This window comes from Psychrobacter fjordensis (genome assembly GCF_904845995.1).
GTDB classification, from domain to species: Bacteria; Pseudomonadota; Gammaproteobacteria; order Pseudomonadales; family Moraxellaceae; genus Psychrobacter; species Psychrobacter fjordensis.
The window spans coordinates 507,808-527,374 of record NZ_CAJGYP010000002.1; the positions used below are offsets into that span (position 1 = coordinate 507,808).

Sequence of the window (19,567 nt, forward strand, 5' to 3'; positions counted from 1 at the left end):
ATTAAAGAGACCTTTGTAATGGTGTTAAATACAGAGGTCGCTATCAATATAAGACTCAAAGGATTGCCTTACTCACTTTTTTTAATGCTAGGTCTTTATAAAGGCACTGCAGTTTTATTGCGTAATGCACCATAATACGACCATAGCAACAGGCTGGCAGCACTACGGTGTGGTGACCAGTCTTGGGTCAGGTTCTTTAATTGTTTCGGTGTAGGTCGCTCTGCTAAACCTAGCAACTCCATGGCCGCCACTTTGATGGCTAAGTCATCGACAGCGAATACGTCTGCGCGTTTTAAAGAAAACAACAAGTACATCTCAGCTGTCCAGCGACCAATACCAGTGACGGCAGTTAGCGTATGTATGACATCTTCATCTAACATAGTCTCTAGTGCATTAAAGTCTATATCGTGCTCGACCAATGAGCGGATATAACGAGTTTTTTGTTTAGACAGTCCTTGTGCTCGCAAAGTCTCATCTGTTGCCTCAATGATTGCATTCGGTGTCGTCAAGCCTGCATCAACCAACCGTTGCCAAATGCTGGCTGCGGCAGCGACAGATAACTGCTGACCAACCATTGCTCTCATCAGCTGCTCAAACCCACCTGTATTATGTCTAAGACTTGGCGTGTCAACTTGCTTATGAACAGGCTCAAATCGTGGTTCGATAGCAATCAAAGCAGTGATATGCTCATTTAGTGCTTCAATACTTTCAATTGTTTGTATGCTCATGATAGATTCACTCGAATAAAAGTTTTGCATGTGTGCATGACAGTCGTATAGCTATGTGCTTACAGCTTGCTACTATAGAAATAGACGATTTATTTATATAAAAAAGGACTGCCATGTGCAGTCCTTTTCATTTCTAATACTGAGCTAGCAATAAAAATTATTCACCATCAGCTTTAGGCTTTTTGAGCAATACCAACACTGCACCATTACCGCCATCTTTAGGCGGGGCAGAGCAGAAGGCTAGTACTTCTGGTAATTGACGTAACCAACCATTCACACACGTTTTTAGAATGGCCTCAGAGCCTTTACCATGGACTATTTTTACCATCGTCTCATTTTTTTGTTTCGCTTGACTCAGTAATTGCGTCATGGCGTCACGAGCTTCTTCTATCGTGCAACCATGAATATCTACAGCATCATACCAGCGTAGCTTGCCTTTCTTAAGTTGATCAAAGATCTTGTTTTGCAAGGTTGGCTGTTTGTACGATAAAAATGCTTCAGCAGCGACAGGGTTGAGCAGCGCTTGCATATCTGACAAGCCTGCGCCTAAGTCACTGGCTTCACTACCTTGAGCAGCCGCACGTTTAGACAGTGTGGTTGCATCAGGTTTGCCCACTTTTGCTGCATTGGCAGGTGAACGGACATTTTTATCGTCAAGCTGATTGACGCCATGCATGGCTTGCATAAACAGCACTTTATCATCATCAACATGTTCGCTGTTCATTTGCTTAACAGTCTTATTGACTTGCTTTTGCGTGGGTAATGACACAGGTTCAGTTGGCTTTTGATCCTCACCTTCAGGTGATGTGGTATCACGACCTTTGCTTAGTTGGCCTTTTAGCTCTTTAAGTTGGTCTTGCATTTCTTTTGAAAACAGAGAATTTGACATAAAAGTTAATGTATCGTTGGTTGATGAATGAATGACTTGATAGTCTATATCGTCGCTGGTGCTATATTAATATAAGCTTACGAATCGTATCGTATCGTAGCCTAAGCTATTTTAGTTACTTTACTCGTCTGCTGCGACGCCCGCAAGTAAGGATTGTAACGCTTGTCCAGGATGATCCGTTTTCATAAACTGCTCACCAATTAAAAAGTGCTGAATATCATGGCTTAACATCAAACGAATATCATCACTGCTATGAATGCCACTCTCGGTGACGACGAGCGGTTTAAGGGTTGTATTGTCTACCGCTAATGCTTCGATCAAAATATTTTTTAGATCTAATGTGGTTTGCAGATCGGCGTCAAAAGTATTTAAGTCGCGATTATTAATGCCATAAATATTATGTGCTGAGCGTGGCAATGTTAGTGCACGATCAAGCTCAGATTTGATATGTATTTCTATCAATACATCCATACCTAGCTCGATACTCAGTGCATGCAGCTCGTGTACTTGTGTGTCATCAAGGCAAGCCATGATAAGTAATATACAGTCTGCACCCATTAGATAAGATTGATAGATTTGGTATACATCCACCATAAAGTCTTTGCGCAATATTGGTAGGCTTGCAGCATTAGCCGCTTGAAGAAGATAGCTATCATCACCTTGAAAATAATCACGATCAGTTAACACTGATAAACAGCTGGCACCTGCTTGCTCATACTGTTGGGCAAATAACGCCGGTGCAAAGTTATGATTGATAATACCTTTAGACGGTGATGCTTTTTTGATTTCAGCAATGATACCGACACTGTTTTTGTTCGTACTGGCCGCTCGTAAAGCAGCAGCAAAACCTCGGCGTGGTTTATTATCAGCTGCGACTTGCGCTTGTAAATCCTCAAGAGAAAGACTCTCACGCGCGGCTTTTACTTCTTCTATTTTGGTTGCAACAATGCGCTGTAATACTGAAGGTATGTCTGAGTGAGTTGTGGTCATACTGGTATCCGAATATCGTTAAATGTAAATATAGTCAAAGAATTACTAAATGGCTACGGCGTTACCCTTCTTAGATGTACGACTTGTACAATCTGCAGTCGGCTGCCTTGTATCCGTTTTAGACTTCTTTGTCTATAGACAGTGGTGGCAAATTTTGCACCATATGAGTGCTTATAAGTTAACCCTGAGCCACTAATTGCTGTGTATAGTTGGCCAGAGACTCAAGCTTGAGCAACGCATCACCATTTTGAATGGCTTTTTGCGCTCGGCTCACACCATTAGCGTAGTTGCTGGCAAGTCCTGCCGTGTATATTGCCGCACCTGCATTGAGTGCAATCATATCACGCGCCTTAAGTACAGAGCGGTCATGAGTGTCGGCTCCAGATAGTGCCGCACGAATCAGTTCCAGACTTTGTGCTGGAGAGTCAACATCGAGACCGATCAGGGTCTGTGATTCAATACCTGCATCTTCTGGCATCATTTCATAAACAGATATCTCGCCATCTTTTAATTCAGCGACAGTAGTTGAAGTAGCAAGGCTAATCTCATCCAAGCCGTCTTTTGCACCCACGACCATCACATGACGGGCGCCCAAGTTTTTCATGACGTTGGCGATAGGCTCACACAATTGAGCAGTGAAAACGCCAATGACCAGATTGGGCGTGCCAGCAGGATTGGTTAATGGTCCTAAAATATTGAAAATCGTACGCGCTTTGAGTTCGCGGCGCACGGGTATGGCATAGCGCATGGCACTGTGATGATTGGGTGCGAACAGAAAGCCGATACCTTGGTTTTCGATACAGTCTTTTGCTTGTGCAGGTGTGAGCGCAAGACTAATACCCGCTTGTTCGAGTAAGTCTGAGCTACCCGACTTGCTAGACACGCCGCGGTTGCCGTGTTTGGCAACTTGCGCGCCAGCCGCTGCTGCCACAAGAGCAGAGGCGGTAGACACATTGAATAAATTAGCGCCATCGCCACCAGTGCCAACGATGTCCACTAAGTAATCACAGTTCTTTGGTTCGATATTAGAAGCCAAGGCACGCATGGCACTGGCCGATGCAGTAATCTCATCGATTGATTCACCTTTCATACGTAAGCCAGTCAAAATAGCGCCCATCATGGCGTCGCTACATCTGCCTTGCATGATGATCAGCATTACTTGATACATCTCATCAAAGGTTAAATCAATGTGCTGAAAAATTCTTTCTAACGATGCCGTCAGTAACTTATGAATATCTGCATCAGACAATTGAGCAATACTATCTGGAGTGTGATTACCCTCTATTCTTGTTGTACTCATTATATTCTCGCTTACTATTTTTATAAGTTTATTTTAGATTAAGTTGGTTTCAAATTTAATATTTTAGATGTATTTTTTAACAATACTTAGCCGACTTGTGGTAATTCGTTCGAGGCCAGTACTGCCAAATTATGTGTTTGCAAAAAGTTATTGAGCAACTGATAACCGGCCTCGCTCAAAATAGACTCAGGATGGAATTGCACCCCTTCGATGGCCAAAGTTTTATGTCGGATGCCCATAATTTCCTCAATGCTGCCATCGGCATACTGTGTCCATGCGGTCAGCTCAAGACAATCGGGCAGGCTGCGTTTGTCAATGACGAGCGAGTGGTAACGGGTGACTTGTGATGGATTAGGCAATCCAGTAAACACACCTTGACCGTTATGGTAGACGGCCGATAGCCGACCATGCATGACTTCACCCGCTTTGACCACTTGACCACCGAATGCTTGTCCAATGGCCTGATGACCCAAGCAAATACCCAATATCGGTATGACACCCTTGAATGTTTCGATCACTGCTAAAGAGATGCCAGCTCGATCAGGATCACATGGGCCAGGACCAATGACAATTACGTCTGGTGCAAGGGTTTGAATTTGTTCAATGGTAGCCTGATCATTACGCCAGACGGTGATGTCCTGCTGTAATTCACCGAAGTACTGTACGATATTGTACGTAAAGCTGTCGTAATTATCGATCATCAAAATCATTGGGTTTTCAACTTATGGATGTGATTGTATTTTTAGATTTATAGTTATCTATAGTTAGAGGCTCTTTACTCAAGTTCTTTTTGATTCAGATGTCTCTTGAATCATACGTTTGTAAGGCGCGGTTATCTTACCATTATTTTGTGGTCTATCAAATGTAGGGTACAAGCTATCTAAGTAAGTCATGCGTAAAAATTATCTTACCTCACAATACTTTTGACGAAATAGTTACGAGGAGACTTTGGTTATTGGCTTGTCTGATATTTTTTAATTGTAAGGTATGCACTAAAAAAGAACATTGTTCGTTAATGGTGCGATTTTTTAGCACCGAAAAAGTGCAATAATATGATGTTTTATACCTATAAATGAGAAATAATAGGCGAGTGGGTCGTTGATAGGCCATGCTTGATAAAGAATAAATCATGTTATAGGTAATTGTAATAATTGCGAATTAAGTTGATGGGTATTGTCTCAAATATTATTTTTTTATAAGTTGGCACAGCGTTTGCATCACTACTTTCATGATTATTTATGGCTGAAAATTGATTCAAAAATAATTATTAATAAGTGCCGGAAGAATTTACTATTGTGAGTTATATGTTGTTAGAATGAAAAATAAGCATTAAAAGGATGTCTTGACTAAAGACATTGACAGTGCTGATAATAAGCATAATATTGAAGGCGCTATTTAGTATTAAGAACACAGCTGATATTCTTGAACCAGTAAATGGCATCAGTCACTTTAAATCGCAATAACGTGATCAACACAACGGAGATTATTTATGTCGAACAAATTACTAGACCTTATCAAATCAACAAATGCTAAATGGGTTGACTTTCGTTTTACCGATACCCGTGGTAAAGAACAACATATCAGCTTTCCTTCACATACCATTGACGAAGAAGTAATGGAAGACGGCAAGATGTTTGATGGTTCATCTATAGCTGGTTGGAAAGGTATTGAAGCCTCAGATATGATCTTGCGCCCAGATCCAGAAACTGCTTTTGTTGACCCGTTCTTTGATTCAGTTACCGTTGTCGTTACTTGTGACATTATCGAGCCATCAACGCTACAAGGCTATGATCGTGACCCACGCTCTATCGCACGCCGTGCTGAAGAATACTTAAAGTCTACTGGCATTGGTGATACTGCTTATTTTGGTCCTGAGCCTGAATTCTTTATCTTTGATGACGTGAAGTGGTCAATTGATATGTCTGGTGTTAGCCATAAAATCACTGCTGAAGAAGCAGCATGGTCAACAGGCGAGACGTATGAGTGGGGCAACATGGCGCATCGTCCACGTGTCAAAGGCGGCTATTTCCCAGTACCACCTATCGATAGCTCACAAGACATGCGTTCAATTATGTGTGAGCGTATCGAAGACATCGTTGGTGCAGGTAGCGTTGAAGTACATCATCACGAAGTAGCATCTTGCCAGTCTGAAATTGGTGTTGCATTTAACACCATGGTACGTAAGGCAGATGAAGTTCAACAGTTGAAATATGTTGTTCATAACGTTGCGCATCAGTTTGGTAAAACGGCTACCTTTATGCCTAAGCCAATCGTTGGTGACAATGGTTCAGGTATGCACGTGCACATGTCTATCGCTAAAGATGGCGTAAATACCTTCGCTGGTGATGAATATGCTGGTTTGTCTGAAACAGCTTTGTTCTTCGTTGGTGGTATCATCAAGCATGCTCGTGCTTTGAACGCGATTACCAACCCATCGACCAACAGCTATAAGCGCCTAGTACCACATTATGAAGCGCCTATTAAACTGGCTTACTCAGCATCTAACCGTTCAGCGTCTATCCGTATTCCACACGTGAGCAGCCCTAAAGCGGTACGTGTAGAAGCCCGTTTCCCTGATCCAACAGCGAACCCATACTTAGCATTTGCTGCATTGCTGATGGCTGGCCTTGACGGTATCCAAAACAAAATGCATCCAGGTGAAGCTGCTGACAAAAACTTGTATGACTTGCCACCAGAAGAAGAAGCACAAATCCCAACGGTTGCAGAGAGCTTAGATGTTGCATTGCAAGCATTGCGTGACGATCATGACTTCTTATTAAAAGGCGATGTGTTCACTGAAGACATGCTAGAAGCGTTTATCGCTTTGAAAGAAGAAGAAGTACAACGTCTGAATGTAACTGTACACCCTGTCGAATTTGACATGTACTACAGCTGCTAATTAGTCGCTAAAGCACTCAGTTATTTTGAGTCAAAAAAACCAGCTAAGGTTAACTTAGCTGGTTTTTTTTGTGGAATTTAAACTAGGGCGTGTCTTTAATTCACTCGATAGTCATCTAAATGGGCTGAAAATGGCTAAATCTTGCCAAACATCATCAAATAGCTGGTTAATATCCCGATATTATCTGCGCTATTTTCCTTGTTTGACGGCAATTTATCTCATTTTTATCACCATTTTTGAAATGAAGACACGCCCTAATAATTATCTCAAAATAAGAGATTAATACCAAACCCAAAAAATACGATTAGCTGTGTCAAACTCGTTTAGTCTACAATGCGTAGTACTTGCACTTGTTTTCCTTGCCACTCTAATTTTTGTGAATGTTATAAGAATGAATAATCGATAATAAATACTGGTCGTAACGCTCAATGTTTCAAAATCAGCCATCATAATTATAACAACAGGCACTGCCATGAAGACTTCAACGTTAAGCTCTTTAGTAATAATAACCTTGTTACTGTTTCAAATAAGTTGTATGCAACAAAAAAAGCAAGACCCCTATAAAGAGGGCGACATCGTTATTTGGTTACTATGGGGTGAGATGATAATTAAGGCTGAAATAGGGGAGAGGCGAACTCATTCGCTTGAGAATCATTCTAAACGAGGAGAGTCTGAGTTCTATCGTCCACACGCAGAGCATTATCTCGGTCAGTTCCCCATTGATTATCAGCCCAAAGCATTCGACACCATTAGCGAAGAAGAAGCGCTAGCGATGCCAGTAACACCAATTATGCCAGGGCAAGCCTTGGAATTTAATCTAATGCTTAATGGCTCATGGGTACAGGCGTCGGATAGAAGTGTTATATCTGATGAAACATTAGATCACCCCGATCAGGTGAAAGTTATCGTAAATAATTATTCTCTAGGGGGGAATACCAAGCAGTCTTTTGATAATTACACAATGTTAGAGTTAGAGGCTGATTCTGCAGAAACTAACAATGGAGTGACTTGTTATCGGTTTAAGGGAGAAAAAGGCGAATATAACCATCAAAAATGTTTTGGTCAATCTGAAAACTCACTCATTTCAGGTTATAAAATTTATATTCCAATAACTAAGCAAGCTCCAATGTTTGTTGAATATAGAGAGTCCATTTATAACGGTGTAAAAATTAACTGGTATGCTGATCGCAAAAACCTTGACCAAGCACAAGTGATTGATGCTGCCATTTGGAGATTGCTGGATACATGGAATATATCGCCAATAGAGTAAATACTGATTACTTAAATCAGCCATCATAATTATAACAACAGGCACTACCATGAAGCTTTCAACGTTAAGCTCTTTAGTAATAATAACCTTGTCACTGTTTCAAATAAGTTGTATGCAACAAGATAAAAAGCAAGATCCTTATAAAGAGGGCGATATCGTTACTTGGAAGATTAATAATCATCTTATTTTAAAAGCTGAAGTCGGACAAAGGCGAGAGCACTCTCTTGAAAACCACTCTAAAAGAGGGGAAGCCGAGTTCTATCGTCCACAGTATGAGCGTTATCTTGGACAATTTCCTATTGATTATCAGCCTATAGGATTTGACAAGATAAGCGAGTCAGAGGCAAGAGACATGCCTATCTCTAAGCACTCAGGCAGAAGATATGAGTTTAATCTGATGCTTAATGGTTCTACAGTGCAGGCGTCGGATAGAGTAGTTGAGTCTAATGATACTTTAGATCATCCTGATCAGGTGAAGGTAGTGATTAACTCATATCAAGCTAGTCTTACAACTAAAGAGGCAACAGAAAAGGAAGAAAGAGAGGTAAAGGCTAAATACGAAAAAGAGCTTTCAGAAAAGTATGGATTACATTGCCGTACTAGAGATGATATTGGAATACCACACTGCTTTGGTAATTCTATTAATCCACAAGTCTCTGGCATAGTTTTTTCATTTTTGAATGATGGGAAAATCAAAGCTATTTCATACGATCCTATCTATGGGGGCATCAAAGTCGAATGGTACTTTCATCCTAGCAACTTACAACACTGGCAGGAAATTGATACTGCAATATGGGATTTGATAGAAACGTGGAATATATCGCCAATAGAGTAAATACTGATTACTTAAATCAGCCATCATGATTATAACAACAGGCACTATTATGAAGCTTTCAATGTTTAATACTCAGATTGAAGACACGCCCTAGTGTTATTCGCTGAAAAATACCCCATAATGGTACTATCATATTTGTTAAATACGCGCACTTATTAGGTTGACTGACTATGCACTCACTCTCAAAACATTCCCGTTTGATTCAGACCGCCATGACCATACGCAGTCATACAAAAAATAAGATGTTATTCACAGGCTTGCTCGTCTTCACAGCCAGCCTCTACGCCCCTTTAGCAAATGCCTCTGCTATTTATAAAGTCGTTGATGAAAAGACGGGTCAAGTCACCTTCACCGATCGTCCACAGAATTATGAGCAGCAAGCAGACAAGCAAGTCACTCAGACCAGTGTGATGACTAGAAATGATACGCTTAACTCAAGTAACAATAGCAATACGAGTGGTCAGTCTAGCAGTACTGCTCAAGCTGCTAGCACAGAGACGACGATTACACCTGATGCTGATAGTTCAACCGTCAAAACCGCGGTCAATTATCAGCTTACGATCACTGAGCCTAGCGAAGAGCGTGCTTATCGTCGACCTGCCCAAAATATCGCTGTAAATGTACAAGTAAAGCCATCTTTACAAGCAGGCGATAACGTGAGTATTTACTTGGATGGTAATGAGGTGGCGCAGGGTCTCAGTGCTTCCATCCCAACGGTAGATATTTTACCGGGATCGCACAGTATCACAGCAGTTTTGACTAATGATAAAGGTAAAACCCTGCAACAAGTAGCACGAACCGTTTATGTCATCCAAAACAATACAACCTTGCAAGATAATAAAAGAAAGGCAGAGCAGCTGTTGGCTTATCAGAATCTATCGTTGTACCAAAAACTATTACTAAAGTTACGTCAAGGTGATTAGAGCTTGTCTTATTGATGAATAACGGCAGCATAGATAACAGCTTAAGAAAAAAGGCAAGAACCTTAATGGTGCTTGCCTTTTTAGTATGAATAGTTCAATTTATAAACGAACCAACTGCTGGTATAAGTTGATTTATTTAGTCAACTCAATCGTACCGTTTGCCGTCACAGAGATTGTACTGTTGCCAGACTCAAAGCTTTGGCTTGGTACTGACTCAAGTGAGTCTGATTTCATGCTCATGGCGCTATACATCGGACGCGGGTAGTTACTACCTGTATTTAGGTTGACGTTCACCACGCGATAGCCGCGAGCATTCCATGCGCTAGTTAGGTTTTTAGCTTGTTGCTGAAACGCGCGAGAGGCACTGGTCATTAGCTTCTGTTCTAGCGCATCTTTTTTGGTGTCTGACACACCAAAGCTGAGATTTTCCATGACAAGCGTTTCTTGTAGGTCGGCAATGAGCTGACTGGTCGCGGCAAAGTCAGTACTCTTCAAATCTATATTGGCTTGTCCTGTCCAGCCTATGATTTTGTTGTTTTTATCATAACTAGGGTAAGTGCGCTGCTGTCCTGTGCTGACAGTGACGCTAGGATAGCGCTTGGCGATTTTCAAGGCATTGTTGATAGAGGTGTTGAGCGTGGTGGCCAATGCTTTTGAGTCAGTTGCCTGTGCTTTTTTGTATAAGCTGGCTCGTACTTCATCATTTTGCGCTTCTTCTTTTACTTCTGTTTGAAAAGTAAGCTGGTCGTAGCCAGTTGGTTCTGCATGCGCGCTGCCCATCATAGCGGTTAATAGAAGTGCAGAGCCAGTCGTTAGGGCTGCTTTGTTTAGTAGAGTGGTTTTCATTACTATCTCCTTAGTAAGTTATATCAATGATAAAGAGAGAAGCTATCATTAAACGCTGTCTCTCTCTATTAAAAGCGGTGCATTTTATTTGTTAGTTGCTATCCATCATGCTCAGCTTTATAGGCTAACATAGCAAAATTCAGACGCGATGCTGTGATAATTTTGTCACCTAAGTTACTGATTTTTTTGCCTTACAAAAACAGTTTTACGATAGGGGTTGTAAAATTAAAAAATTCTTGTATAATTTGCAACTGGTGGCTCCATTGGTAGCCTCGCAACATTGTTCTATGAATCCCGCCAGGACCGGAAGGTAGCAACGGTAATAGTCACAGTGTGTGCCGAGGATGTGCTTTTGGAGTCGCTTTTTTTTGCCTAAAATTTGATAATTGGTTTTATAATCAGTCAGAAACACTCGTATTATGTATTAAGCCCTTCATTGTAAAGGGCTTTTTTTTGCGTGAATTTTATCCATTTATATTTCGATTTATTAATCAATTTCGAAGCTTCATTGATTAATATGAGTTAAAATACAATGTATTAACTTTTTAGTAACATTAGAGTGTGTTGAATATTCACCAATAGTCGCTGTCAGTGCCATGGTGGAGTATGTAACAGACCTTAATATCAATACGAAACGTTTTAGGATTTGATTATGAAGATGTTTGTCTGGCTGTTTATTGCCTTTGTGGTGTTGGTGGTGGTATTTGGGGTATCCATATTTAATAAATTGGTACGCGCCCGTAACCAAGCAAAAAATGGTTTTGCTCAGATCGATGTGCAATTGAAGCGCCGTCATGATTTGATTCCAAATCTTGTTGAGACGGCCAAGCGTTATTTGACGCACGAAGAAGAAACGCTTACTCGTGTCATCAGCGCGCGTAATCATGCCCAAAGCTTGCAAGACTCTAACCAGCATCAGCCAGACTCACTGGAGCATATGGCACTATTTGCCAAAGCAGAGAGTATGCTGTCCAAAGCCTTGGGACAGTTTTCTGCTGTCGTGGAAGCGTACCCTGAACTAAAAGCAGACAGTATGATTAAAGAGCTGATGGATGAGCTGACCAATACGGAGAATCGGATTGGTTTTGCGCGTCAACACTATAATGATAGTGTGATGTTTTATAATAACGATCGCGAAGTATTTCCCAATAATCTAGTTAGCACGACTTTTGGCTTTCGCCCATTGAGTCAGTTGGTGTTTGAAGATAGAAAGGCGATTGCTCAAGCCCCTGTTGTCAATATGGGCTGATATTCACATGCGTTCGGCTATGTTTAGACAATATAAAGTTTAGGTAAGACAAGTAGATGGATTTTTTTGGTGAACAGCGCACACGTACTCAGCGCAGTCTATTGCTCTACGGGCTATTTTTTCTCATTGTATTTGCGCATATGGCAGTGGCGCTCGGTGTCATGGCATTGTTGCTCACATTATTTACGGGTGGCATTTATTATTGGGCGTTAGTACTGGTCATTATCTGGACATTAGGTAGCTTCGCTGGTGGTAGTTTTTTAGAGTATCGTCGTCTAAAAGCGGGCGGTCGTGCTATTGCTCAGCGAGTAGGTGCTGTTAGGTTATTTATTGATCATAGCCAAGACGCTTGGGAGCACAGTGAGGGCATTGCTCATCAGCATGAGCCTGTACAAAAGGTTCGCTATAGTGCACGTCATATCGCGGTTCGTGATGAGCGTGACTTTCCACCAGTCTACCGCCGCTATCATGAAATTGCGCAACAGTTGGCCATTGCTTCAGGTTTGAGTATGCCTGTCTTGTATGTGTTGCCTGATGAGCAAGGCATCAATGGTTTCGTGGCTGGTCGGCATAGTCAGGATATGGTGCTGGTCGTGACGCAAGGTGCGTTGGATAAGTTGTCTGATGAGGCTTTGTACGGGCTCATCGGTCATGAGTATGGTCATATCCTCCATGGCGATGCCACCTTCAATCTGCAGCTGATGGTAGTGTTGGCAGGCTTGCAGATACTATATGACTGGAGCGATCCTATCGGTAATGGCAATTATTTTGATAATGCCGTCAATCAAAACCTTGTTCTATCACAAAAGTCCATCGATAATCATGCTCGTAGTACCGAAGCAAAAACCGCAAGCTTTACCACTCATAGTGAGTGGGTGGCGTACTGGCAGAGTCAGTCGCAAAATCAGCAGTCAACCGCAAAAAGTCAGTCGAAATGGCTACAAAACAAACCGGTAGTAGATCGCAAAGTGCCTCGTAGCGTTTGGACATTGTTGTTACATGGGTTGAGCTTTTCGAGTATGGCCAGTGCTCAGTTAATCAAACATAGCTTCAATCGTGAGCGTGAACTGCTTGCCGACGCGACCAGTGTGCAGCTGACGCGCTCTCCTGCGATTATGGAGACACTAAAAGCCATTCATCAAGATTCACTTGGTTCACGCTTGACAGGTATCACTGATATCAATGGACTCAGTCATTTTTTCTTTGCCAGTAGTGGCACAGACCTGGGGGATGTCTCTTGGTTTGCGACTCATCCCAGTTTGTCCGAGCGTATGGGTGCTATCAATGCCAATGCTTACCATAAGTTTGCCGTACAAGTTGCTAAAGAAAAACGCATCAACCAGCAAAAAATAAAAGAAATATATGAGCAGCGTCGACTCGGGGACGTGGGTAAAGTAAAAACAAATAGCCTAAGTAGTAATAAAAAAGAAAATACTGACAATCAATTACCCCACGCAGAGCTACTTTCTACTCAAGCGTTGAATAGTGAATTAGAGAAAGAAGAGAAAGGGCTAGATTTCGTTGTAGCGCAAGATGTCGTCATTGATGGGCGATTGCAGGTATCGTCGCAAGATATGGATATCCATGAACAGTTAAAACCTTGGCAGGCAAAACCTGATAGCGATTTACCATCGGCAGCGCTGATTAGTATTGATGATATTGAAAAAGTCTCGCTGCCACAGTATGTGCTCAATCACAGTCACCACCCCTTAGGCGCACAGGCTTTGATTGAGGCGGTGATGCTATGCCATCAGGGTCAAGCCCTAGCAACGACGAGCACTTATGACTTGGCTGATATTTGGTACGAAGTTACTACCAATAAAACCGATGATCATCGCCAAGCGCAAATACTACCGCATGCCATCGACCATAAATTGATAGAAACCGTAGCGAGTATTGATCGACGATTAGACAGTGCGCTAATCACAACTGCCATAAAAAATTTGAGTCAGCATAATTTATCCGAAAGCGTGATTGCAGAGCTACGTCTGAAGCATGAGAGTAGCCATAGCAATGAAAGCTATCAGCATTATAGTCAGCAAAAAAAATGTCGTATGATGCTTATCCGCTATCAACAAGGTATCACTGAACTCTTTAATGGTCAGTTAACTGCTGATCTGAGTATAGACTTAGCGGATAAGATGACGGATAAAGGTTTTCTTACGCATAGTATTCAGTCAGAATCAGCTGACGCCAAAAGTGATGCGTCTTGGATGCCTTCTATTTTGTCATTATGGCAAGCGCTGCATTTACAACAGCTGTTACCGGTACTATCTACGGTGCTAAGTGATGAGCCGTCACATGTACGAAAATATGAGTCATGGCAGCACACATTGAGAGCTGGCACAAAGGGTATATATGCTCAACTTGATCCTTCAGGTCAAGTGTTTGCTCGACTGAACGATGTTAAGAGAACGATGCTAATTTTACTAGCATATCGTTTGTCAAAAGATGTCAAAGGCCAAATGACATCAGCGCTATATAGTTCAATGCTTAACTATAACGATGCTAGTGTGGCCCACTATATCGTGGACTTGCGCCGCCATGCACGCTTGATTGATATTGCTTTAGCAGCCATTAGCGATGCCAATCTACAGTGGTTGCTGTTGATGGCACAAAACCTCAATAGTATTCAGCTATTGGCCTTGATAGAGAATGTGCCTGTGTGCATAGCCTCTACCGTTAAGTCGTCTGCAATAGCTGCCAAACGCAGTGATAATTATCAAGAGAGACAACAGAGCCTCAAGCAAATAGATTATAATGATACGACTGGTGAGAGTTACACCTACAATAATTATCAGCAATGGCTGAGTACATTGCATACAGTGATGTTACACGATACGATAGTCAGCCAAGATGAGTATGATTGCTTAATGCTGCTTTCAGAGCGCTGGTTAGGCGTTCGAAAGCTCTTTTGAATACTATGATTGAGTGATGTTACTGAGTGAAGTGCGTAAGCATTTTTTGACACGTATTGGGCTGGCCAGAAGTTGCATGATTTAAGTTGTTATTTGACATTTTTTAATACAGATATTCTGTAAACCCATCTTAGATGAGTAGGATAGTAAAGACGTATGAGTGACATTGCAGACCCGCTAATTGTATTGCAACATCGTATGCAGCAGCGCCAAATTTTAGCGATGATGGGTATCAATCAGTGGGTGCAGCCAGGCTCCGCCACTATCAATATGGCAGATATCTCTGCGCCTACTATTCCTGATTCTACAATTGATACGCCTACTCAGGCTGTGTCGTCTGTTACTAACACTGAACAACCAAGTATAGAGCAGCAAAGTAATAATGCCGCGAGCATCGAAATGTCAAATATAGCATTTGCTGATTCTGTATCAGCGGCCATCGATGATGACGCCACGCGCAATTATTACCATGATGCTAGTGATGTAGAGTTAAAATCACCTAATGAACAAAGCCCTGTCACTTATAGTTTTGATACCACTACTCCTGATGTGGCAGTTAGACCTCTCGTAGATAACATAGCTCAGCAAACTACTGCCGCTATCAAGCAGAGCCCTATTGCTCATATAAACAACGATGAGAGCTTTAAAAAAATAGCACCATTCGACTTGCAAGGCGGTCGTTATGGCGACTGGGTGGTTTTGGTTGATATCCAAGCACTCAACAATGACAGTCAAAAGCTATGGCAGAATATCACCCAAGCGTTATTAATCACTTGTGAGACCACCTCTTTTCCTATTTGTGAAGGAATGGATACCGCAGAGCTCGCCAATGCCAGTCTTGCTGGGTATGTCTTTAAAATTGGTCGCAGTGAAGAGATACAAGTGGTGGCATTGACTGAGTTGCCTGAAGGGCTTGAGCATCCGACACTTACCACTGTGCCTACGTTAGATGAAATGCTTACTGATAGCAGCTTAAAGCGCCAGCTTTGGGAAAAATTATCTGGTTAAGCTAGCTGGTCATAGGTGCGGTCATAAATTACTTGTATAAACTATCGGCATAAAAAACAGACATTAGCAAATAAAAACAACGAAAGTCACTTTTAGAGTGATTTTGATAGGCAACTTTTACGCTCCAACAAACAACGATGATTTCATCATATTTAGGATAATGACTATGACCACCACATCAACTATCAATACCGTCGCTCCTAACCGTGTGCCTAACTTTTCAGCGGGGCCTGCTACGATACCAACTGCTGTATTATCACGCGCTCAAGACGAGTTGCTTGATTGGCAGGGAAGCGGTATGTCGGTCATGGAAGTAAGTCACCGTAGTAAAGAGTACATTGCTATTACGGAAAAAGCTGAAGCAAAATTGCGTTCGTTGATGGACATTCCAGATAATTATAAAGTGCTCTTTTTACAAGGCGGCGCTAGCTTGCAGTTTTCAGCGATACCATTAAACCTATTGAATGGTGGGCGCGCAGATTATCTAACGACAGGTGCTTGGTCAGGCAAGGCAATTAAAGAAGCAGATCGCTATGCCAAATTAGGTCTGGGCGAGACTAACGTGGTCGCAACAGGTAAAGGAAGCAACTTTACTGATGTGCCTGATCAAAATGAGTGGCAATTAAGTGAAAATGCGGCATATTTTCATTATTGTGCTAATGAAACCATTCATGGCTTGCAAATATTTGAGCCGCCAACAGTCCATGCACCGATTGTCGTTGATATGTCTTCTTGCATTTTGTCACAGCCAATTGACGTCTCTAAATTTGGGATGATTTATGCGGGTGCACAAAAGAACATTGGTCCGGCAGGACTGATTATTGTGATTATTCGTGAGGATTTATTGGGGCAGGCTAGTGAGTGGTGTCCGCTGCTAATGAACTACGAGCATCAGGCTGAAAAAGAGTCTATGTCAAACACGCCAGCGACGTATTCTTGGTACTTGGCAGGACTGGTCTTTGATTGGTTAGAAGAGCAAGGCGGCGTGGCGGCTATCGGCAAGATTAATCAGCAAAAAGCAGACTTACTTTATAAAACGATTGATGACAGCGATTTCTATAACAATCCAGTAGCCATTAAACATCGTTCTATTATGAATGTGCCGTTTACCTTGGCAGACAGCAGTCTTGATAAAGTGTTTTTAGAAGAGTCAGCCGCCGCAGGCTTGATGAACCTAAAAGGTCACCGTGATGTGGGCGGTATGCGTGCCAGTATCTACAATGCCGTATCACTAGACTGGGTACAGCAACTGGTTGATTTTATGATTGCCTTTGAAAAAAAGCACGCTTAAATCAGCACCAGTTTTAGAAAAAAAGACGCAACTTTATGAGCTGCGTCTTTTTTTGTCTAAAATCAACGTCTCTGTTTGCTAGGCTGGTGTATGGATAGGTGGCTTGTTTGTAATACCACGCACTTTGCATGGCAAACCATTAGGTTAAAAAACTGAAGTTTGTTATGATAAATTTTGTGCAACTTATCATGCTTAGCGAGTTTTCAATTAGCATGCAGTCACTAGGGTCTGTTGAACATTCAAATATTAGGGCTGCTGATTACTAAAATTGCACCAAATTAGGCGCAAACCGACGATAATGTCGAGACCTTAGCTAGGTTTGCAACAACGTTTGGGGTGATTTTAGCATCAGCCTTTCAGGGCAGTACTGTTTTTTGCCAATATATGGCGAAATTGTTTAACCTAGAATGACTAGGTGTCAAAAATTTCACTGCATATTACCTAAAAAATAGTTACTGCCAGCACCACATTTGAATGTTCAACAGACCCTAGTTAAATTCTAAATATATTCATCAGTTTGGCAAAAGGGCTTGTTATAACTTTATTATGATAAAAAACACCATGCTAAAAGCCATAATGCTAATTGCCGCAGTGAGCTGTATACCTGTCAGTATCGCAGCGCCAATCACCACGACTGCGCTTGGTCATAATAGTCCTACCAACTATATTGACGCACCATTTATGCCTTATGCCAATCCAAATGCACCGACAGGCGGCACGCTCTCGCTCGATGCGCGTGGCACTTTTAATGCTGCCAATAAATGGATGACCACTGGTGTAGCAATGGCTGGTACCGACTATCTGTATGATACCTTGATGACTGGCTCATTAAATGAAGCCTTTACGATGTATCCGCAGCTGGCAAGCAAGGTGACGTATGATCCTGACGATACCAGTTGGATTGTTTATCATATCAATCCTGCTGCCCGATTTTGGGATGGGTCGCCAGTCACTAGCGATGATGTTAAAGCCACTTATGATGCGATATTGAACAAAGGGCCGATGTATATTCGCAGTTATTTGGGTGATATTAAAGACGTTCAAGTTCTGGATGAGCAACGAGTGAAATTTGTCTTTGCGTCTGATGAGAATAAAGAAATTTTGTTAACGGTTGGGCAGTTTCCTATCTTTGCCAAATCTTCTATCGATGCTGATTTTGAGAAGATTAGTCTAACGCCATTGATGGGCAGTGGTCCTTATAAGCTCGGACGTGTAGATGCAGGGCGAGCGGTCAGCTATATACGCGATGCCAACTATTGGGGACGTGATTTGATGGTCAATCGCGGTCGTTATAACTTTGATATGATTAAGTTTGTGTATTATCAGAGTGATGAGATTGCGTTTGAAGGGTTTAAATCTGGTCAATATCGATTTCGTCCTGAGAACAAGGCATCTAACTGGGCAACCGGTTATAATTTCCCTGCGGTAAAAGCGGAGCTGATTAACAAAGAGACGATAAGCAGTCAAAATCCAGTACCGATGCAAGGTCTGGTGATGAATATGCGTCGGCCAATCTTTCAAGATATTCGTGTTCGTCAGGCATTGACGGCGGCTTACGACTTTGAATGGATGAATAAAACCTTATTTCATGGGCAATATGAGCGCTTACAGAGCTTCTTTCATGGCTCAGAGCTTGCTGCCACGGATACGCCATCTACTGCTGAGATGCAAGTGCTTACCCCTTTGTTATCCAAACTTGAACCCATACAACGTCAGGCGGTATTGGCAGAATGGCAGTTGCCTACTACTGATGGTAGCGGTTTTAATCGTCAAGGGCTATTAGAGGCAAGGCGGCTATTGCTAGATGCGGGTTTCTATTATGAGGATATGAAGCTGTATCAACCTGATGGACAGCTTGCTCAAATTGAGATTTTGATGACGGGTGAGACCATGGGGCGAGTATTGTTGCCCTATATTCGCAACTTGAAGCGTTTAGGGTTTGACACGACTTTGCGCCAAGTGGATGGTCCACAATATTATGAGCGTATGCGCAATTTTGATTATGATATGGTGGTGGATGTATTTGCGCAGAGTTTATCACCTGGCGCTGAACAGGCCAGCTTTTGGGGTGGCGCGGCAGCTGACCAAGCAGGTAATAGAAATACAGCTGGTATTAAAAACGTGGCAATCGACGATGTCATAGACAAGTTGGGCCGCGCTAAGAACCGTGAAGAGATTGTGTTATATACCCAAGTGCTGGACCGCTTATTACGTGCTGGTCATTATTTAGTGCCACTATATGGAAAGTCGGGTACCAATGTCGCCTACTGGAATCAATACCGCCATACTGAAAAACTGCCTACCAATGCCGTTGGTATCGACTACTGGTGGACGGACAAGGCAGCAGAAGCTCGTATTAATACCTATTTAAAAAAGTAAAAATCAACAATTTTGAATGTTAAAGCGTTTCACAAAAACGTT

Annotated in this window: 15 protein-coding genes and 1 other RNA gene; 10 read left to right on the plus strand and 6 right to left on the minus strand. The window is 42.1% G+C overall.

Features of this window, described 5'->3' with window-relative positions; translation table 11 throughout:
* Positions 1 to 95 precede the first annotated feature (95 nt).
* The 5 genes from JMW61_RS10645 to JMW61_RS10665 all read right to left on the minus strand — a co-directional run bounded on the left by JMW61_RS10645 (position 96) and on the right by JMW61_RS10665 (position 4,617).
* Positions 96 to 728 carry a DNA-3-methyladenine glycosylase family protein gene (locus JMW61_RS10645; protein WP_201551122.1) on the minus strand — a complete coding sequence of 211 codons (633 nt, stop codon included), beginning with the start codon at positions 726 to 728 and terminating at the stop codon, positions 96 to 98.
* Positions 729 to 885: 157 nt separating this feature from the next.
* The gene (locus JMW61_RS10650; protein ID WP_197217373.1) at positions 886 to 1,617 is read right to left on the minus strand and encodes a Smr/MutS family protein; all 732 of its coding nucleotides are present in this window, start codon (positions 1,615 to 1,617) and stop codon (positions 886 to 888) included.
* A 120-nt stretch (positions 1,618 to 1,737) separates the two neighbouring features.
* Positions 1,738 to 2,607: an indole-3-glycerol phosphate synthase TrpC gene (gene trpC / locus JMW61_RS10655; protein ID WP_201551124.1), complete on the minus strand. Its 870-nt coding sequence runs from the start codon at positions 2,605 to 2,607 to the stop codon at positions 1,738 to 1,740.
* A gap of 178 nt (positions 2,608 to 2,785) precedes the next feature.
* Complete coding sequence (gene trpD / locus JMW61_RS10660; protein WP_201551126.1) at positions 2,786 to 3,907, minus strand: anthranilate phosphoribosyltransferase; 1,122 nt, start codon at positions 3,905 to 3,907, stop codon at positions 2,786 to 2,788.
* Between the two features lie 86 nt (positions 3,908 to 3,993).
* Positions 3,994 to 4,617, minus strand: a complete 624-nt coding sequence (locus tag JMW61_RS10665) for an anthranilate synthase component II (protein ID WP_201551128.1) — start codon at positions 4,615 to 4,617, stop codon at positions 3,994 to 3,996.
* Between the two features lie 779 nt (positions 4,618 to 5,396).
* On the opposite strand from JMW61_RS10665, the gene glnA reads away from it, so the two are divergent.
* The 4 genes from glnA (at position 5,397) to JMW61_RS10685 (ending at position 9,834) form a co-directional block, all read left to right on the plus strand.
* Entirely contained in the window at positions 5,397 to 6,806 is a 1,410-nt protein-coding gene (glnA, locus tag JMW61_RS10670; protein ID WP_110923825.1) for a type I glutamate--ammonia ligase, read from the plus strand.
* A 472-nt stretch (positions 6,807 to 7,278) separates the two neighbouring features.
* Positions 7,279 to 8,076, plus strand: coding sequence for a hypothetical protein (locus JMW61_RS10675; RefSeq protein WP_201551130.1), 798 nt, complete (start codon positions 7,279 to 7,281; stop codon positions 8,074 to 8,076).
* A gap of 49 nt (positions 8,077 to 8,125) precedes the next feature.
* A complete protein-coding gene (locus JMW61_RS10680) occupies positions 8,126 to 8,911 on the plus strand; it encodes a hypothetical protein (RefSeq protein ID WP_201551132.1) in 786 nt (261 codons plus the stop codon).
* Between the two features lie 170 nt (positions 8,912 to 9,081).
* Complete coding sequence (locus tag JMW61_RS10685) at positions 9,082 to 9,834, plus strand: DUF4124 domain-containing protein (protein WP_201551134.1); 753 nt, start codon at positions 9,082 to 9,084, stop codon at positions 9,832 to 9,834.
* Between the two features lie 132 nt (positions 9,835 to 9,966).
* Here the strand turns inward: JMW61_RS10685 and JMW61_RS10690 are convergent, their stop codons facing one another.
* A complete protein-coding gene (locus JMW61_RS10690; RefSeq protein WP_201551136.1) occupies positions 9,967 to 10,680 on the minus strand; it encodes an SIMPL domain-containing protein in 714 nt (237 codons plus the stop codon).
* 261 nt (positions 10,681 to 10,941) lie between these two features.
* Here JMW61_RS10690 and ffs point away from each other — a divergent pair.
* The 6 genes from ffs (at position 10,942) to JMW61_RS10720 (ending at position 19,525) form a co-directional block, all read left to right on the plus strand.
* An RNA gene (gene ffs / locus JMW61_RS10695) (signal recognition particle sRNA small type) lies at positions 10,942 to 11,038 on the plus strand.
* 294 nt (positions 11,039 to 11,332) lie between these two features.
* Entirely contained in the window at positions 11,333 to 11,929 is a 597-nt protein-coding gene (locus JMW61_RS10700) for a LemA family protein (RefSeq protein WP_201551138.1), read from the plus strand.
* 56 nt (positions 11,930 to 11,985) lie between these two features.
* Positions 11,986 to 14,847 (plus strand): M48 family metalloprotease, encoded by a 2,862-nt coding sequence (locus tag JMW61_RS10705; RefSeq protein ID WP_201551140.1) that lies wholly within the window; start codon positions 11,986 to 11,988, stop codon positions 14,845 to 14,847.
* Between the two features lie 156 nt (positions 14,848 to 15,003).
* Positions 15,004 to 15,855, plus strand: a complete 852-nt coding sequence (locus tag JMW61_RS10710) for a hypothetical protein (RefSeq protein ID WP_201551142.1) — start codon at positions 15,004 to 15,006, stop codon at positions 15,853 to 15,855.
* Between the two features lie 166 nt (positions 15,856 to 16,021).
* Positions 16,022 to 17,146: a 3-phosphoserine/phosphohydroxythreonine transaminase gene (serC, locus tag JMW61_RS10715; RefSeq protein WP_201551144.1), complete on the plus strand. Its 1,125-nt coding sequence runs from the start codon at positions 16,022 to 16,024 to the stop codon at positions 17,144 to 17,146.
* Positions 17,147 to 17,692: 546 nt separating this feature from the next.
* Positions 17,693 to 19,525: an extracellular solute-binding protein gene (locus tag JMW61_RS10720; RefSeq protein ID WP_201551146.1), complete on the plus strand. Its 1,833-nt coding sequence runs from the start codon at positions 17,693 to 17,695 to the stop codon at positions 19,523 to 19,525.
* Positions 19,526 to 19,567: the final 42 nt, after the last annotated feature.

Excerpts from the sequence above, each read along its gene's own strand:
- JMW61_RS10645 (WP_201551122.1), bottom strand. The coding sequence starts at position 728 with ATGAGCATACAAACAATTGAAAGTATTGAAGCACTAAATGAGCATATC.
- JMW61_RS10650 (WP_197217373.1), bottom strand. The coding sequence starts at position 1,617 with ATGTCAAATTCTCTGTTTTCAAAAGAAATGCAAGACCAACTTAAAGAG.
- trpC (WP_201551124.1), bottom strand. The coding sequence starts at position 2,607 with ATGACCACAACTCACTCAGACATACCTTCAGTATTACAGCGCATTGTT.
- trpD (WP_201551126.1), bottom strand. The coding sequence starts at position 3,907 with ATGAGTACAACAAGAATAGAGGGTAATCACACTCCAGATAGTATTGCT.
- JMW61_RS10665 (WP_201551128.1), bottom strand. The coding sequence starts at position 4,617 with ATGATTTTGATGATCGATAATTACGACAGCTTTACGTACAATATCGTA.
- glnA (WP_110923825.1), top strand. The coding sequence starts at position 5,397 with ATGTCGAACAAATTACTAGACCTTATCAAATCAACAAATGCTAAATGG.
- JMW61_RS10675 (WP_201551130.1), top strand. The coding sequence starts at position 7,279 with ATGAAGACTTCAACGTTAAGCTCTTTAGTAATAATAACCTTGTTACTG.
- JMW61_RS10680 (WP_201551132.1), top strand. The coding sequence starts at position 8,126 with ATGAAGCTTTCAACGTTAAGCTCTTTAGTAATAATAACCTTGTCACTG.
- JMW61_RS10685 (WP_201551134.1), top strand. The coding sequence starts at position 9,082 with ATGCACTCACTCTCAAAACATTCCCGTTTGATTCAGACCGCCATGACC.
- JMW61_RS10690 (WP_201551136.1), bottom strand. The coding sequence starts at position 10,680 with ATGAAAACCACTCTACTAAACAAAGCAGCCCTAACGACTGGCTCTGCA.
- JMW61_RS10700 (WP_201551138.1), top strand. The coding sequence starts at position 11,333 with ATGAAGATGTTTGTCTGGCTGTTTATTGCCTTTGTGGTGTTGGTGGTG.
- JMW61_RS10705 (WP_201551140.1), top strand. The coding sequence starts at position 11,986 with ATGGATTTTTTTGGTGAACAGCGCACACGTACTCAGCGCAGTCTATTG.
- JMW61_RS10710 (WP_201551142.1), top strand. The coding sequence starts at position 15,004 with ATGAGTGACATTGCAGACCCGCTAATTGTATTGCAACATCGTATGCAG.
- serC (WP_201551144.1), top strand. The coding sequence starts at position 16,022 with ATGACCACCACATCAACTATCAATACCGTCGCTCCTAACCGTGTGCCT.
- JMW61_RS10720 (WP_201551146.1), top strand. The coding sequence starts at position 17,693 with ATGATAAAAAACACCATGCTAAAAGCCATAATGCTAATTGCCGCAGTG.